The sequence below is a fragment of the Cohnella sp. genome (assembly GCF_041641335.1).
Taxonomy (GTDB): domain Bacteria; phylum Bacillota; class Bacilli; order Paenibacillales; family Paenibacillaceae; genus Cohnella.
Genome location: NZ_JBEPYQ010000132.1, coordinates 1 through 16,456, shown reverse-complemented (window position 1 = coordinate 16,456; position 16,456 = coordinate 1). Strand labels below are relative to the sequence as shown.

The window sequence follows — 16,456 nt, the reverse complement described above, 5'->3', positions numbered from 1 at the left end:
CCCTCAATTTTTACCAGTTACGATAATTTTCGAGTTTGTTCGACCTCGGCGACTCTCTCAAGTTCGCTTCGTTTCGGCGACAGGAATTAGAATATACCATAGCCTCCAATACCGTTGCAACCGTTAAAATATTCCAAGTTTATCCCGAAAGCATTGGCAAAACCCTGGCGTTGCAAAGCGGCCTCGGGGTCGCCGATGTTACGCGTATTTAATAAGAGGATAGAGTCCAAGTTTCGGCGACGCAGACGATACCGTCGCTCAGGTCATTCGTACGCCGCTCCTTTCCAGCGAGGACAATATCGGCGCCGGTTTCTGAAATCAACGTGGCCGGCGTTCCGCTCGTGACCGTTCCTGCCGGCTATTACAAGAGCGGTTCGCCGTTCTCTCTCTCGCTATCTGTTCCGAAAAAGTCGTACATCGACTCGGAGCAGCCTCTTCGCTTGCATTCGCAGCATAAACCCTCAACAAATCTTTTCCTTCTGCCAACGGATCGATTCGTCGAATTCCGAGTAGCTGAATCCGACGTTCTCCCAATAACGCTGCAGTTCCTTTCGTTCCCAGCCTTCGTACAGCTCCTCCCATGCAAAGGGACCATGCGGCAGCAGCGAACGAGGCTCGATCACCGCGCCCGATCTGAGCGCCTGGTAACGATAATCGCACGACAGCCGAATATGTCCCGGCACCTGATTGGGCATCGACTTGTGAACGGTCAGACTGTTAAAGGTAAGCACGTCTCCCGCCTCGTAGTCGATCGTCTGCCACTCGTAGTCGAGACCGCATAGGATCGATTCCAGCCCTCCCGCTCCCGGCGCCTCCGTGACGCCCAGCAATCCGGCTTTATGACTCCCCTTCAGCACGGCAAGGCCGCCCAACCGCCGGGGAACGTCGCCAAGCGGAATCCAGGCCGTCCAAGTCTCGGTTTCTCCTTGAATATGAAGAAAATCCTGGTGAGAAGGCGTAACCTTGGTATCGCGATGAGGCAGCATCACCCGGGCGATGTTTCTCGGGTGAGGGAAGACCTCGCAGCCGAACAGCTCGCGATACATGGACAGCAGCTTCTCCTGATGGGCCAAAGCATGAAAACTTTCCAGCTTCTGAATCGCGAGATAAATGTCATGCGTGACTCCGACGCCGTTCCAGCGAATTTCCTCGTCCGGAATCCGGTTGACCGCCTCCACGTCGGCCATCCCATCGATCAGCGCATGCCGGGAATCGGTCAAGCCCCGGCTCTCCAAAATGCTCAAGACGTCTTGACGAAGCGCAAGCACGGTCTCCTGCGGAATAAGGCCTTTGAAGAAAAGCATGCCGTCCTGATCGGCACGTTCCCGAAGCGCTTCCGACAGCCCGAGCAACGGCGAAGAGTCCGGAAACGTTCCTGCGATCGGACTTGAGTTATTGTCCTTGACCGGTGATATCTCCATAAGTTTATCTCTCCTCGGAACAACGATTATGAAGCCATATTATCATGTAGAATGTATAGAAGGATTTAGCGGTAGCCGGGTCGTATTTGTCATTTATCGGTTTTACCGCCTTATACCCGGGAGGAAGCGCCATGTCCGATATCGAGTTCAAATTCAACCCCGCCGTTCATTACGCGAACCGGCTCGCTTGCCGGCCGGGCGAGACGTTCGGTCCAAGAGTGATCGACGATTATCAGTGGCTGTACGTGGAGTCGGGAAAGGGAGAGATCATGATTAACGGTCGGGTCTATTCGGCGGAATCGGGCTGCCTGCTCGGATACGGTCCCGAGGTTCCGCACCGGATTACCGCCGACGCCGACGATCCGTTCGTCCTCTTCGGCCTGCACTTCGCTCCGGATGCATCCGAATCCGCCGCCCGGCCGCATCCTCCCTCCGTCCGCAATATCGAGCTTCCTCCACAGTCTCACCAAAGCCTCTCCGCACCGGACGACGTTCCGAACGCCCTGATCCCTCCATGCTCGCTTATCGGGTCGTGGGCGCTTCCTTTTTTCGAAGAGTTGGTTAAGGAATTCAATCGTCAGGACGAGTATGCGCCGCTCGCCCTCCGCGCCGCGATGATCCGGCTTTACGTGCGCCTGCGAAGGACAACCGTCGCTCCAATGCCGCAGAACGCCATCGTGGAACGGATTCGCGCGGCGCTCGAAGCGCGAGCGGAAGAAGACTATCGCATGGAGTGGCTGGAGGAAATGACGGGCTACAGTCACGATTACGCCTCGAAAACCTACAAAGGAATCGTCGGGCGATCCCCCCATGCCGATCATCAGAGAATGAGACTGCAGGCTGCGCAGCGCTATCTCGAAACGACGGGGTTGACGGTGACGGAGATTGCGGATACGCTTCGGTTCGGCAGCATTCATTATTTCTGCAAATGGTTCCGACGCTTGTCCGGCCTGTCCCCGAGCGCGTATCGTTCCCGAAAACGGATGATCTGAGCTATTGCCATTGCGCCCTTAATCGATTACGATTAATTACAAGTAAGTTCATCGATATTGAGGTGATTAGAGTGCGCGAAGTTCCAATGCGTTACGTCAAGGCGAATCAGGCCGGAATCGTACTGTCGGTTATCTTGTTTTTCCTGTTTCATCAATGGTGGATTTTGGCGGCTCTGTGGGCGATTCAATTGGGCGGCTTGCTTACCGAGGGAAAGTTGAACGTATTCGTGCAAATTGCCAAGCGGGTGATTAAAAATAAGGGAGAAGAGACGCAGGCGGTCGAGCTCCAACGCTTCAACAATACGTTGGCCGTGCTGTTCCTGACGCTGGCGCTCGCCTCCTTCGCTCTCGGCTGGGAGATCGCCGGATACGCCTTTGCCGCGATGCTGCTGCTGGCGGCCGGAGCCGCACTGATCGGCTTCTGCATCGGCTGCACGATCTACTTCTGGATCAAGCAGATTCGCGCGGGCCGGTTCCGCAGGACGCAACCGTAGGTTTTAAGAAGGGCGAGGCGACAAGCTCCTGAACGTAATGAACTTACGTCGGCTTATCGCTTCGCCCTTTTTTGTCTCTATTTAACGGATACTCTTCCGAAGTAACCGTTAGAGGAACCTACGTACAGCTTTCCATCTCTCACGGCAAGCATATCGCCGTCGATCAGTTCGTAGTAGCCGATGCGCACGTCGTGCAGACGGCTTTCCGCTCTTCCGCTTATCGGGTTCAGCGCGTATACGTCGGGGATCCCTTCTACGAGCAGACGGTTTCCGAACGCATGCAAGCTTCCCCACGCCTCGAACTCCGCCTCCCAGATCGTCCTTCCGTCCGCGATATCGACCGCCCTCGGCTTTCCGTCCAGACGGCAGATCAGCACTCCGTCCATGATAATCCCGTTGTCCGCTTTTCCGGTCACGGTCCAGAGCGTCTCTCCGGTCTGCAAGTCGATAAGCGAGCTTGTCGCATCTGCGCTGTCGTATAGCCTCTCGCCGTCTTCGGATTGCTGCTTGAGCATATACCGCTCGTCGATCGCCTCGTAATGCGTGCCGTACTCGAAGCTGAGCGGCAGGGAAAGCTTCTCCGCTCCGGTCGTCGGATCGGCAAGAATCAGTTGCTCCTCGTCTCTCATCCAGAAGCCTGACGGTCCGCGACTGCTTAAACGGCCTGCCGCGGCAAGAAGCCCACCGCTCGTCAAATCGGCGGATCTTCCCTTCAGCTCCCACCTCGCCTTGCCGTTTCGGGCATCGAACGCGGTCAGCTTCTTGTCCGCAAAATCAGGGCCTCCGGACTGCACGATCAAGACCGGCGCCTGTTGCGGATTCGGCAGCAGCATCCCGCTCCCTTCCAGGCTTGCCGACCAGACGACATGGCCGGTTCGAATGTTCCTCGCCTCCAGCCGGGTCGTGCGTCTCTCCTCGTCCCCCGTCGCAAGCGCGAGAACGGTTACATCACCCGAGGCCGCGCAGCTAAATTCCCATACGTCCTCCTGGATTTCGACCGTCCGTTCCCAACGCGTCTTGCCGTCTCTCGTATCCATAGCGAGCAATCGATATGAAGAGGCCCCTTCTCCGAGCTCCCGCGGCCGATAGAAGACGATCGTCCGCCGAGCCTCGGACAAAGCGAACAGGTGGATGTCGTAGCCGAAGTCATATTTCCATAGTCGCCTTCCCGTGATCTTATCCACTCCATACAGATGAGAAGCTTCGTGAAAGCCGCTGATTCCGCCGTCTTCGCCCGCGATCAGCAAGGTGCGTCCCGCTTCCCCGATCAAGTAGTTGAAGGGCAGCTCCGTCTCCACCCGCCAATCGTAGTCGACGGCCTCGGATCTCGCGAACGGGGATCGGTCGCCTTCGGCGGCCTTCAGAACAACCGGCTGCTCCAGCGTAAGCTGGCCCTCGTTGCCGAAGTCGTATTTCCCGCTTCCATCGCGATATTGATAATTGAGCAGCCGATCTCCGTCCGACCATGTCAGCACCAATTGGGCGTCGGCGTTCTCGTACCTCCATACCGGCAGCGTCTTCAGCTTGCCAGGCGGCTCGACGTTGCCGGACGCTTCGAGATATTGAGGACGACCAAACAGGGTCTCGGCGGCTGCGCCGGACAAGCCGCCGAATCGGAGGGCGGAACGCGCGACGGCCGCGATCGCTTCCGGCGAGTTGCCGGGATCTTCGAATACCGGCTTCCACTCCGTTTGGAAGTCGTCTATTTGATCTCTATGCACCCAGAGCAGTCCGAATCCATGGCGGCTTGCGGAGTCCGGCAACGCCACGCCGAACCAGTCTCCCCAGGCGCGGAGCGCGTAAGCCGTCTCCGCTCCGATTACGGTCACGGCCTCCTTGACGGCATTCGGATACCAGTAGAGACGACTTCCCGGCGCTATGCTCACCTTCGAAGGAGCGATGTCGCCTGCGCTCTCGGACTCGTTCGTCAAATACCAGATCGGCACCCAAGATCGAACTCCGTCATCGTCGATTTCGGCAAAAGTATCCGTCAGGCTTTGAACGGTCACGGGCCTTGCAGGCAAGGCGAAGTAGGAGATTCGCGGCTCTCGCGAGCTGATCATGTCGTATGCGGCGGTTCCCGTCTTCACCGCGACCGTCTGCCCGATGCGTATGCCGTTCTCCGCCGCAAGCAGATTATCGTCGGACGAGGAAGCGGTCAGAGCTCCGATGGACGGAATATAGCTTCTCTCGTTTCCCTGCGGGTCCCGGTCATACAGAACGGCATACAGCAGTCGCCCTTCTTCCGACCAATGAAGCAGCAAACGGGAAGACGACGCTTCGTTCCGGTACGTCCATACCCGAGTCCGTATCCAATCCGAATTCCAATAGAGCGACGAGGTTTCGGCATTAAAATCCGTTCCCAGCAGCTCCGCCGCTTCGTCCTGCGTCATCTTCGCCGTTAAGCCGCTTCTGGCCAGCTCCGGTTGAAACCGGGGGTCGGACGGTGCGGACGCTTCGGGAGCAAACACGGAAGAAGCAAGCGGAGAAGGAAGCGAGGAAGCCGTTGGCGGCGTCGTCTCCTCCGCCCCGTCATTCGAACAAGAGCACAGGAATACCGTCAGCATCGCCGCGGCTGCCGCGCCTTTGAATCCGAGCGACCGACCGAGCATGGAAAACTCCCCTTTTCTATTCATTGTTAGTTAGACGCTTGGCGGCATCTAAAGTTTCTAACTTTATCCAGATTCCGCAACCCCAGCATGACCAACGATAACTCCGAATGTTTGTGCCTTTTGCGCCTATCAAAATATAATTATTCGCGAATATCCAACCGCATACTTAACGCAACAGCCTCTACCCCACTGTTCCAAGTGGCCGTAGAGGCTGTCGTTATGGTCTAGTTTGCGCCGCCGAGAAGACGAACCAGTTCTTCTTCGTCTTCCAGTACAGGAACGCCGAGATCGCGCGCCTTGGTCAGCTTGCTGCCGGCGCTCTCGCCCGCGATGACGAGGTCGGTCTTCTTGGATACGCCGCCGGACACCTTGGCGCCGAGCGCCTCCAGCTTCTTCGCGGCTTCGTCCCGCGTCATTAGCGTGAGCGTACCGGTCAGCACGACCGTCTTGCCGAACAGAGGATGGCTCGCGTCGGCGCTCGCGGCTGGCGGGGCGGCGGCTTCCGCCTTCACGCCGAGCTCCCGCATCCGGGCAATGCTCGATTGGTTAAGCGGATCGCGGAAGTATTGGTAGATACTCTCGGCGACGATGCCGCCGACGTCCGGCAAGCCGATCAGCTCCTCCACTTCCGCCGCCATCAGCCGATCCAAATCCCCGAAATGGTCCGCCAGCATTTTCGTCGTCGCCTTGCCCGTATTCGGAATGCCGAGCGCGTTCAAGAACGAAGCGAGTCCGCGCGACTTGGACTTCTCAAGCGCGTCGAGCAGGTTGGACGCCTTCTTCTCCCCGAACCGCTGCAATCCGACCAGTTGCTCCAGATTAAGACCGTACAGATCCGCCGGCTCGCGAACGCCGAGCTCCTCGTACAGCTGCTCCGCCGTCTTGCCGCTGAACGTCTCAATGTCCATGCAATCGCGCGAGGCGAAGTGAGTGATCCGACCGATGATCTGCGGCTTGCAGCCGAGGCGGTTGTTGCAGAACAAATGGGCGCCGCGCATCTCCAGCGGAGATCCGCAGCCCGGACATACGTCCGGCACGGCGATCGGTCCGCCCTCCTCGTCGTCCGCTTTGCCCAAAATTTCCGGGATGACGTCGTTGGAGCGGCGGATGAAGACTCGCGTTCCGAGGGCGTTCAGCAGATTTTTGCGTTCGATGTCGCCGATGTTGTTAAGCGTGCAGTTCTGCACCGTCACGCCCGCCAGCTCGACCGCTTCGACGCGGGCGAGCGGCGTCACCTTGCCCGTCCGCCCCAGCTCCCAGGATACGGACTCGAGCACCGTCGTCGTCTCTTCCGCCTCGAACTTGAAGGCGACGGCCCAGCGCGGAAACTTGTCCGTATAGCCGAGCGCCTCGCGCGTCCTCATGTCGGTCAGCTTGACGACCGCTCCGTCGATCAGGTAGTCGAGCTCGCCGCGACGCGCGACGATCCCTTCCAGCTCCTTGACGAGATCCTCGACGTTCGAGAAATAAGCGATATACGGATTCACCGAGAACTTGTTCTCCCTTAAGAACGCCATCATCTCGCGGTGGTTGGCGAAAGGGAGTCGGTCCGAATAGCCGACGTTGTAGAAGAACGCGTCCAGCTTGCGCGAAGCCGTCACCTTGGGGTCTAGGTTGCGCAGCGCCCCAGCCGCGCCGTTGCGCGCATTCTTGAGCGGCTCGGCGGCTGTCTCGTTGTACTTCTCCAGCACGGACAACCTCATGAACCCTTCGCCCTGTACCTCGATCGTCCCGCCGTCATAACCGATCGTGAGCGGAACGGTGCGGATCGTGCGAACCTGGGCCAGAATGCCTTCGCCGACTTCGCCGTTCCCCCGGGTAGCGGCTTGCTCCAGTTCCCCTCCGCTATAGGTCAGGTTAAGGGACAGCCCGTCGAACTTCAGCTCAACGACGTACTCGGGATCGGGCAGCGGCTGCTCCGGATTTTTGGCGTTGTAGTCGGCGATCAGCTTGTTCGCCCTCGTCGCCCAGGCGATCAAATCCTCTACGTTCTGCGCCTTGTCCAAGCTCCACAGCCGGGACAGATGGCGATGCGGCTCGAAGCCTTTCAGAATGCCGCCGCCGACTCTGCGCGTCGGGGAATCCGCCAACACCGTGCCGGTCTCCGCCTCGAGAACGGACAATTCGTCGTAGAGCGCATCGTATTCCTTGTCGCTGATGGTCGGATTATCCTCCGTGTAGTAACGATGGCCATGCGCGTTCAGCTCGTCGACAAGCTTCCGCATCCGTTCCAGCAAATCGTTTTGCGCCATGCACGTTAACCTCGCTTTTAATAGAATAATCCCGACCTAAATCTTGGTGACCGGAGCGAACGCCGCAAGCAGTCGCTTGACGCCCACCGGCGCCGGGAAGGCGATCTGCAGCTCGGCGTCGTTGCCCGTTCCTTTGACCGAGACGACGGTTCCGACGCCCCACTTGGCGTGCTGTACCTTGTCGCCGGCGGCGATCGCCATGCCGTCTCCGACCGGCTTGGCCGCGGACGGCGTCGTCTGCGGCCGGACGACCGACGAGGACGAGGCGCCCCCTGCCGAGGCGTTCATCGGAGAGACGGTCGGACGCGCTCCGAACCCGGAAGGCGGATAACCGCCTCCGCTTCCCGTTGCCGAGCCGGAACCGCGTGAATTGCCGTAGCTGCTGCCGCCGTAGGACGAACCCCCATAGGAGGAGCCCCCGTAAGACGAACTGCCGCCTGTTCGCGAGGCGTAGCCTCCATACGAGCCGGAACGCCCGCCCCCCGCCGGAGCGACCGCATCCTTCAGCTCGTTCGGAATTTCCCCGAGGAACCGGGAAGGCGCGTTCGAGCTCGTGCGCCCGTACAGGAGCCGCATCCTCGCGCAAGTGAGGTACAGCTTCTTCTCCGCCCGCGTAATGCCTACGTAGGCAAGCCTCCGCTCCTCCTCCATCTCCTCGTTGTCCATCAGGGAACGGCTTCCGGGGAAAACGCCCTCTTCCATGCCCACGATGAAAACGACCGGAAATTCCAATCCTTTGGCGCTGTGCATCGTCATCAGCACGACGGCGTCGCCGCCGTCCTCCCCGTCGTCGTCCATCGAATCGATGTCCGCGACCAGCGCCAACTCCGTCAGGAAGCTGACCAGCGACTTGTCTTCATTGCGCTTCTCGAATTCCTGCGTAACGGACAGGAATTCCTCGATATTTTCCAACCGGGCCTTCGACTCGAGCGTATTCTCGCGCTGCAACTCCAACCGGTATTCCGACATCTCCAGCAGCTTCTCGGTCAGCTCTGTTACCGACAAGTAGTCGGTCATCGCGCTTAAGTTGCGGATCAGATCGCGGAAAGAACCGAGCGCGGCCTTCGCACGACCTTGAATGTCGAGATGGTACAGACCGTCGCCGAGCAAGCCGTCCCCTTCGTTGAGCAGCCGAAGGATCGAGATGCCTTTGCGCGTCGCCTCCTCCTGAACCTTCGCCATCGTCGTGTCGCCAAGCCCCCGCTTGGGCACGTTAACGACCCGCAGCAGGCTGTTGTCGTCGTCCGGATTGGAGATTAGCCGCAGGTAGGACAGAATGTCCTTGATTTCTTTGCGATCGTAGAACTTAATGCCGCCGACGATCTGGTACGGAATTTCCGACTTGATCAGAATTTCCTCCACGACCCGCGATTGCGCGTTCGTCCGGTACAGAATGGCGTGATCGGAGTAACGGCGGCCGCTCTGGCGATTTTTGCGAATCTCGCCCGCGACGAAGTACCCTTCCTCATGCTCCGAATCGCCTTGGTACACCGTAATCTTTTCTCCGCCAGCCTGGTCCGTCCACAGATTTTTCGCTTTGCGGCCGATGTTGTTCTTGATGACCGAGTTGGCGGCGTCCAAAATGTTGGAGGTCGACCGGTAGTTCTGCTCCAGCAAAATGCTGCGCGCTTCGGGGTAGTCCTTCTCGAAGTTGAGGATGTTCGTGATGTCCGCGCCCCGCCAGCGATAGATCGACTGGTCGCTGTCGCCTACGACGCAGATGTTATGGTGCTTGTCGGCCATCATTTTACAGAGGGTATATTGCGCTTTGTTCGTATCCTGGTATTCGTCGACGTGGATGTATTTGAATTTGTTTTGGTAAAAATCGAGCACTTCCGGAGCGTCCTTGAACAGCTGGATCGTCAGCAGCAGCAGATCGTCGAAGTCGAGCGAGTTGTTCGCCTTCAGCCGCTTCTGGTACTGCGTATATACTTTGGCGACGATGGACTCGAAGTAGTCTCCCTGCCGTTGATCGTACTGCTCCGGGGACACCAGCTCGTTCTTGGCGGCGCCGATCGCGGCCTGAACGGCTTTCGGCTCGAACCTCTTCACGTCTAGGTTGTTGTCCTTCATGATGTTGCGGATAACCGACAGCTGATCTCCGGAATCGAGAATGCTGAAGTTGGAGCCGAAGCCGATCTTGTCGATGTCCCTGCGCAGAATGCGCACGCACATGGAGTGGAACGTGCTGACCCAGATGTCCCGGCCGGACGGGCCGACGAGCTTGGATACCCGCTCCTGCATTTCGCGCGCCGCCTTGTTCGTAAACGTGATGGCGAGAATGCTCCACGGCGCCGCCAGACGCTTGGAGATGATGTAGGCGATGCGGTGCGTCAGCACTCGCGTCTTGCCGCTTCCCGCTCCGGCCATGACGAGCAGCGGGCCGTCGGTCGTGACCGCCGCCTCCTTCTGACTTGGATTCAGCCTATTGATCGAATCGTCGATGTCGATCGAGTTCGCGTTATCTCTTTCAAAAAACATAATTCCGCTCCTTTGCCGCTTGGTTAACCGCCTGAACCGTCGTCAACGCGGCGTCCAAGTTATCGTAAATGACGTTGCCGACGACGACCGTATCCGCTCGAAGCGCCGCTTGCGCTGCCTTCTCGGGACCGTCGACGCCTCCTCCGTAGAACAGATGGGCCTGCTTGAGCTCCGCGCGAATGCGGCCCAGCAGCTCCATATCGCCGAACGTTCCGCTGTACTCCACGTACAGCACTGGCACGTTCCACAACCTGTCCGCGACCTGGGCATAGGCGACCGCTTCTTCGGACCCGATGCGGGCGTCCGCCTCCGTCAGCCTGGCTACGGTCGAGTCCGGGTTGAGCACCAGGTACGCTTCGCCGACGATCGATTCCCAAGGCATCAGATGACCGTAATCCTTGATCGCCGCAGCGTGATGGCCGATCAGCCATTCCGCGCGCTTCGCGTTAAGCACGCTCGGAATAAAATAGCCGTCGAATCCCGGCACGCCGCACGCCGGATCGGACAGCTCGAACGCGCACGGCACCTCGTACCTGCGTATGCGGGACATCAGTTCAACCGTATTGTCGAAAGTCACCCCGCTCGAGCCGCCGACGAGAATCGCATCCGTGCCCGAGGCGCATACCGCCTCCAGCGCTTCGTCGCCGATCTCCCTGTCGGGATCGAGCTTGAACACATGTTTCCAACCGCTATAAAATGAGGGGCGCATATTGCCTCCGGTAATCTACAGATTAATGTCCGCGGTCGGACAGCCCCGCGCTTGCGCCGGACAGATCCGCTAGTTCATAGTCTACAGGAATTCTCCCGTACTTCCAAGAGGAAACGGGAAAACAAACGTTCGCCTCTTCCCCGTAGAAAAAGCCAGCCCGAGCGGCTGACCTGGAGAACTTGCCTTGCTTAATCCGGCTATAATAATGGCATGACGCTCCTGTGAAACTTTTCGGCTTGCATGCAGTGACTCCTGACCTAATCCGGGACGCTCCGATAAGTACATTTACTATGCCCGAATCCGAGCGGTCGACCCCATCTAGCGGTCTGGCTGACCGTTGTGCGAGCGAATCCGAGCGAACGACCCCATCTAGCGGTCTGGCAGACCGTTGCGCGAGCGAATCCGAGCGGTCGACTCCATCTAGCGGTCTGGCAGACCGTTGCGCGAGCGAATCCGAGCGGTCGACCCCATCTAGCGGTCTGGCAGACCGTTGCGCGAGCGAATCCGAGCGAACGACCCCATCTATCGGTCTGGCAGACCGTTGCGCGAGCGAATCCGAGCGAACGACCCCATCTAGCGGTCTGGCAGACCGTTGCGCGAGCGAATCTGAGCGGTCGACTCCATCTAGCGGTCTGGCAGACCGTTGCGCGAGTTTCTTCGACCGAATCGGGTGTCTAAACGGAGGAAATGGCTCGAAAAGAATCGCGCATTGACGCTCGCGCGAAGCCAGGATGGCAAAGATTAATCGATCATTCCGAAAGGGATAGCAAGCTACCTGCAAGTCAATTGGTCAGCAGCAGAAAAAAAGCGGCCGGAGCTTCGCTCCGATCCCGCCGTTTCTCTCGTCGTTCCGCATGTCGTTTTCGCACATCGTTTCACAGCAAAACTTTCTTGCCGGTTCTAGCGCTCTCCACCGCTCCGAAAACCATCCTCATGCTCTTGATATTGTCGCGGCAATCCGTCTCCGCGGGACGATCTTCCTCCAGACTGGCGAACATTTCATCCAGACAGCCTTCATGCCCGTTGCGTCCATCGTAGGTTGCCGGCACGTCCAGTCGCTTGAACGCGTTCGTAAAGCCGCCCGCTTCCGCTTCGTCGATCGCCTCGGCGACAGGCAGGTTCACTCCGTCCCAGACGGCGCTCCCCCTGCTTCCGGTCACCCGCCAATCGGCCTCCCACGAGGTGTTCAGCCCTTCCGCGCACCACGAGCCGTTATAGCTGAACACGATGCCGTTATCCATCTCGAAAATGCAGACGGCCGAAGCGTTCCCCTTGTACCAGGAGCCCGGCGGATTGTATTCGTGGCAGTAGACGGACACCGGATCGGCCCCAGTAATGAACCGGGCCTGGTCGAAGGTGTGAATCGCCATGTCGACGATCAGCGGGCTGTCCATCGCGTCCCTGAAGCCGCCGAAATGCGGCCCGAGAAAAAAGCTCGCGTGAATCGAGCCGATGCCGCCGATTTTGCCCGACCCCACCAGATCGCGATACGCCCGTATCGTTTTCATGTACCGTCTGTTCTGCATCACCGCGTAACGTCTGCCGGTCTCCTCGCTAACGCGCACGATCTCCTCCGCGTCCGCCAGCGATTCCGCCATCGGCTTCTCGCCCATCACGTGGACCCCGGCCCGCAAAGCGGTTGTCACGATCTGCTTGTGACTGGCCGGAATCGTCACGTCGAATACCAGATTCGCGTCGGTCGCCGCCAGCGCGTCGCCCAGATCGGCGAAGATCGGCACGTCCAAGCGATGGCGCTCGGCCGCGGCCTTGGCCGTATTCTCGAACAGATCCACCAATGCCACGATTTCGGCGTTGTCCCGCGCGACCGCATCCGCGATCCACGCCTGCGACATGCCGCCGCAGCCGGCTACGATAATTTTGTGCTGTTGGGCCATGTTAAGCCACTCCCCCGTTTCCATGATCCCGGCAAATCTGCAGCAAATTCGGCCGTGAAATCTCCCGCATCTGCCGCCGTGATTCCAGTCTTGGCTGCTGCCCCTATCGTAGCGCAGTTTCGCAAGCGCCGCCAGAAACGAAATTATTTTCTATTCGCACGATCTTACGCCGTTTATAATCATAGGGTAGCCGATATGCCGCCAACGATTCGGACTTTCGAGAAAATCGTACGAATAAAGGCGCGGCAATGGAAGAAGGAGGGCTTCGGAAAATGACGGTCAGTCCCCATAAAGAAAACACTTGGCTTCCCGACCGCACGTTCCCGATCAACATCTTCTTTGTCCATAACGTGCCGCTTCATTGGCATGATCATATCGAATGGATTTTCGTCAAAGAGGGACACGCCCGCATCCAGATCGACGCCGATTGCCGAGTGCTCGAGCAGGGCGAGCTGGCCTTCGTCAATTCCAGACAGCTGCATGCGGCCACCGTCGTCGCGCCAGGCTCGAAGCTGGTCTGCATCGTCTTCAACGAAGCGCTCGTGCGAGGGAACGGCCTCGACATAACGGAAAACAACTATTTCCAGCCTTATTTGATCCAACGTCAAAAATGGCCCGGCTTTATTTGCGCGGACGAGCCGGAGATGGAGGAGATCGGCGCGGCCTTCGCCCGGCTCGTGCTGGAATTCGAGCAGAAACGCCCTGGCTACGAGCTCATCGTCAAAGCCGAGCTTCTCCGCATCTTCGGCCAATACTTCCGCTACGCCCAGCAGTCGGCCGCCTTGACGCGTCCTTCCGCTCTGCCGCAAGCTTACGACTTCTCAGGGCTGCTTCAGCAATTGCGCAGCCGCTACCGGGAGACGATAACGGTAGAGCAGGCGGCGCGGATGGTCAACTTGAGCCCCAACTACTTCTGCCGCATGTTCAAGCGGGTAACGGGCAAGACGCTGATCGAGTACGTGCATCTGCTTCGCGTACGGGAGGCCGAGCGGCTGCTGCTCGAAACCGCCAGCCCGGTCACGGAAATCGCCATCCAGGTCGGATTTTCCGACATCACCTATTTCGGACGCGTCTTCAAAAAAATCCGCAACGCAACCCCTTCGCAAATCCGCTCCCGGGAGGCCGGCCGTTCGTGAATGCCACAGCGAACAAGCCGGCAGATCGGCCACCGGCTTGTTGCTGATAAGCGCATATTAGGAATGCGTCGCCAAGGTCAACGCCCCAGCTTTTCTTCGAGATAAGCGCGGACCTCGTCCTTCAGATCCGGGCGTTCAAGCGCGAAGTCGATAATCGTCTTCAAGTAGCCCAGCTTCTCCCCCGTGTCGTATCTCGTCCCCTGGAACTTGTACGCATAGACGGATTCGTCGTGCATTAGACGGAAGATCGCGTCAGTCAGTTGGATTTCTCCCCCCGCTCCGATGTCCTGCGTCTCCAAAATATCGAAAATCGCGGGCGTCAAAATATAACGTCCAATAATGGCTACATTCGAAGGAGCTCGTTCTGGAGAAGGCTTCTCCACGACGCCGCGGACTTTCAAAATCCGTTCCCCGTCTCCTCCCGACGGATCGGGATCGACGATGCCGTACCGGGACACTTCGTCGTCCGGCACCTTCTTCACGGCGAGCACCGACCCCTGTACCCGATCGTACACGTCCATCATCTGCTTCAGGCACGGCACTTCCGATTGGACGATGTCGTCCCCGAGCAGCACGGCGAACGGCTCGTTGCCGATGAACTTGCGGGCGCACCAGATCGCATGGCCGAGTCCTCTCGGCTCCTTCTGGCGGATATAATGAATGTCTATTAATTCGGACGGCTTCTGAACCTCCGACAGCAGGTCCAGCTTGCCCTTGCTCAGCAGGTTCTGCTCCAGCTCGTAGGAGCTGTCGAAATGGTCCTCGATGGCGCGCTTGCCCTTGCCCGTCACGATCAGGATGTCTTCGATGCCGGCGGCGACCGCTTCTTCCACGATATACTGAATTCCGGGCTTATCGATAATCGGCAGCATTTCCTTCGGCATCGCCTTCGTCGCCGGAAGGAACCGCGTCCCGAGTCCCGCGGCCGGAATAATCGCCTTGCGAATTCTCATCTTGCAGGCATCCTCTCTACGATTACAATGCGAGCTCGCCCGCCTTGCGAGAGGACGGCCCGGGAATGGACGGCAACCGCCCGACCCCGATGCAGACAACTCCCTGCGCGTTCAGGCCCGCGGCGTCCAACACATTTCTTCCATCCATAATTATAGGCCGGCTCATCCAACTTTTAAAGTCTTCCGCCTGGATTTGCCTGAATTCGCTCCACCCGGTAACCACGATCGCGGCGTCCGCGCCGCGCAGCGCCTCCTCGGCCGATTCGCAGATCGCGACCGAAGCAGGCAATATTTTGCGGGCGACGGCGCCCGCTTCCGGATCGTAGGCGGTCAGCGCGATGCCGGGATGACGGCGGTTCAGCTCCGCGATCAAGCGCAGAGACGGCGCGTCCCTCATGTCGTCCGTCCCCGGCTTGCAGGCCAGGCCGAGCAGCGCCACCTTGCGGCGGCCCGGATCGGACAGCGCGGCCTCCAGCTTGCGTACCATACGCAGCGGCAGCATCGCGTTCGCGCGAACGGCGGCTTCCACGAGCGTCTGCGGAGCGCCCGCATCGTCGGCCATACGGACGAGCGCGTGCGTGTCCCTCGGCATGCTGGAACCGCCAAAGCCTAGACCCGCTTCGAGAAAATACGGTCCGATCCGCGGGTCCAATCCGAGCGATTGCGCCACCGAAGGATAATCCGCGCCGACCTGCTCCGCGAAGGCGGCCATCTCGTTAGCGAACGAAATTTTGACGGCGAGGCAAGCATTCGCGGCGAGCTTGGCGAGCTCCGCGCTTCTGCGATCGGTCGTCACGATCGGTCCGGGAAGCCTGCGGTGCAGCTGCGTCAGCCGATCCGCGGCTTCGGCGCTGACCGCTCCGATCACGATCCGCGTCGGCTCGAAGAAGTCGCGAACCGCCCTTCCCTCCCGCATGAACTCCGGGATGGACACAACCTCCGCCTCGCAGCGTCCCGTCAGCCGGCCGCGCAGCCGCGATTCCGTCCGCTCCGCCGTACCGACCGGCACGGTGCTCGAAATCGCGATCAGCCTCTTCCGGCCGTCATCCGGCCAGGCTTCGATACGGTCGATCACCTTCCACAGCGAGGCCAGCGACATATCCCCCCGCTCGTCCGCAGGCGTTCCGACCGCGATGAAGAGCAGCTCTGCCTCGTTCAGAACTCCCGACGGCTCGTTCCCGAACCCGAGTCGCCCCGCGGCGACGTTCCTCAGCACGAGCGATTCCAATCCCGGCTCGCGATAGGGGACGATCCCCTGCGACAGCTGCGCTATTTTCCCCGAATCGCCGTCCACGCAGCGCACCGTATGCCCGAGCTCCGCGAACCCCGCGCTTAGCGTCAACCCGGTCACTCCCGCTCCCACGACCGCTATTTTCATGCTTCGAGCCTCCCACTATAAAGTAATGTTTTCTCCTGTTTTCTCGCTAATTCGCAGTATTTCAACTTCGACAATTGAAGAGGCGTTGGTGGAGAAGGTGATCTGCACCAAGATTTTCTGTAAGAGCGTAGGC

At 59.2% G+C, this 16,456-nt stretch carries 11 protein-coding genes; 3 read left to right on the top strand and 8 right to left on the bottom strand.

The features are described 5' to 3' along the window. Positions 1–461: 461 nt before the first annotated feature. A complete protein-coding gene (locus ACESLM_RS28325) occupies positions 462–1,421 on the bottom strand; it encodes a phytanoyl-CoA dioxygenase family protein (protein WP_372637491.1) in 960 nt (319 codons plus the stop codon). 131 nt (positions 1,422–1,552) lie between these two features. Between ACESLM_RS28325 and ACESLM_RS28320 the strand changes: the two genes are divergently transcribed. Further along, the gene (locus ACESLM_RS28320; protein WP_372637488.1) at positions 1,553–2,413 is read left to right on the top strand and encodes an AraC family transcriptional regulator; all 861 of its coding nucleotides are present in this window, start codon (positions 1,553–1,555) and stop codon (positions 2,411–2,413) included. A gap of 71 nt (positions 2,414–2,484) precedes the next feature. Further along, the gene (locus ACESLM_RS28315; protein WP_372637485.1) at positions 2,485–2,907 is read left to right on the top strand and encodes a DUF4395 domain-containing protein; all 423 of its coding nucleotides are present in this window, start codon (positions 2,485–2,487) and stop codon (positions 2,905–2,907) included. Between the two features lie 77 nt (positions 2,908–2,984). Here ACESLM_RS28315 and ACESLM_RS28310 read toward each other — a convergent pair whose 3' ends face one another. The 5 genes from ACESLM_RS28310 to ACESLM_RS28290 form a co-directional block, all read right to left on the bottom strand. Beyond that, positions 2,985–5,519: an outer membrane protein assembly factor BamB family protein gene (locus ACESLM_RS28310; protein WP_372637482.1), complete on the bottom strand. Its 2,535-nt coding sequence runs from the start codon at positions 5,517–5,519 to the stop codon at positions 2,985–2,987. 224 nt (positions 5,520–5,743) lie between these two features. After that, positions 5,744–7,771, bottom strand: a complete 2,028-nt coding sequence (gene ligA, locus ACESLM_RS28305) for an NAD-dependent DNA ligase LigA (protein ID WP_372637479.1) — start codon at positions 7,769–7,771, stop codon at positions 5,744–5,746. Between the two features lie 36 nt (positions 7,772–7,807). After that, positions 7,808–10,252 (bottom strand): DNA helicase PcrA, encoded by a 2,445-nt coding sequence (gene pcrA / locus ACESLM_RS28300; RefSeq protein ID WP_372637476.1) that lies wholly within the window; start codon positions 10,250–10,252, stop codon positions 7,808–7,810. Next, positions 10,242–10,961 (bottom strand): heptaprenylglyceryl phosphate synthase, encoded by a 720-nt coding sequence (gene pcrB / locus ACESLM_RS28295; protein WP_372637473.1) that lies wholly within the window; start codon positions 10,959–10,961, stop codon positions 10,242–10,244. Before pcrB ends, pcrA begins: the two co-directional genes overlap by 11 nt. A gap of 875 nt (positions 10,962–11,836) precedes the next feature. Beyond that, positions 11,837–12,856, bottom strand: coding sequence for a Gfo/Idh/MocA family protein (locus ACESLM_RS28290; RefSeq protein WP_372637470.1), 1,020 nt, complete (start codon positions 12,854–12,856; stop codon positions 11,837–11,839). Between the two features lie 272 nt (positions 12,857–13,128). Here ACESLM_RS28290 and ACESLM_RS28285 point away from each other — a divergent pair, with 272 nt between their 5' ends. After that, positions 13,129–13,992: a helix-turn-helix transcriptional regulator gene (locus ACESLM_RS28285; RefSeq protein ID WP_372637467.1), complete on the top strand. Its 864-nt coding sequence runs from the start codon at positions 13,129–13,131 to the stop codon at positions 13,990–13,992. A 77-nt stretch (positions 13,993–14,069) separates the two neighbouring features. Here ACESLM_RS28285 and galU read toward each other — a convergent pair whose 3' ends face one another. Further along, the gene (gene galU, locus ACESLM_RS28280; RefSeq protein WP_372637464.1) at positions 14,070–14,945 is read right to left on the bottom strand and encodes a UTP--glucose-1-phosphate uridylyltransferase GalU; all 876 of its coding nucleotides are present in this window, start codon (positions 14,943–14,945) and stop codon (positions 14,070–14,072) included. A gap of 22 nt (positions 14,946–14,967) precedes the next feature. Then, a complete protein-coding gene (locus ACESLM_RS28275; protein ID WP_372637461.1) occupies positions 14,968–16,323 on the bottom strand; it encodes a UDP-glucose dehydrogenase family protein in 1,356 nt (451 codons plus the stop codon). Between the last annotated feature and the right edge of the window lie 133 nt (positions 16,324–16,456).

What these genes read in the sequence shown, in the direction of transcription:
- pcrB (WP_372637473.1), bottom strand. Translation starts at nt 10,961, where the DNA reads ATGCGCCCCTCATTTTATAGCGGTTGGAAACATGTGTTCAAGCTCGAT.
- pcrA (WP_372637476.1), bottom strand. Translation starts at nt 10,252, where the DNA reads ATGTTTTTTGAAAGAGATAACGCGAACTCGATCGACATCGACGATTCG.
- ACESLM_RS28275 (WP_372637461.1), bottom strand. Translation starts at nt 16,323, where the DNA reads ATGAAAATAGCGGTCGTGGGAGCGGGAGTGACCGGGTTGACGCTAAGC.
- ACESLM_RS28290 (WP_372637470.1), bottom strand. Translation starts at nt 12,856, where the DNA reads ATGGCCCAACAGCACAAAATTATCGTAGCCGGCTGCGGCGGCATGTCG.
- ACESLM_RS28310 (WP_372637482.1), bottom strand. Translation starts at nt 5,519, where the DNA reads ATGCTCGGTCGGTCGCTCGGATTCAAAGGCGCGGCAGCCGCGGCGATG.
- galU (WP_372637464.1), bottom strand. Translation starts at nt 14,945, where the DNA reads ATGAGAATTCGCAAGGCGATTATTCCGGCCGCGGGACTCGGGACGCGG.
- ACESLM_RS28320 (WP_372637488.1), top strand. Translation starts at nt 1,553, where the DNA reads ATGTCCGATATCGAGTTCAAATTCAACCCCGCCGTTCATTACGCGAAC.
- ACESLM_RS28325 (WP_372637491.1), bottom strand. Translation starts at nt 1,421, where the DNA reads ATGGAGATATCACCGGTCAAGGACAATAACTCAAGTCCGATCGCAGGA.
- ACESLM_RS28285 (WP_372637467.1), top strand. Translation starts at nt 13,129, where the DNA reads ATGACGGTCAGTCCCCATAAAGAAAACACTTGGCTTCCCGACCGCACG.
- ligA (WP_372637479.1), bottom strand. Translation starts at nt 7,771, where the DNA reads ATGGCGCAAAACGATTTGCTGGAACGGATGCGGAAGCTTGTCGACGAG.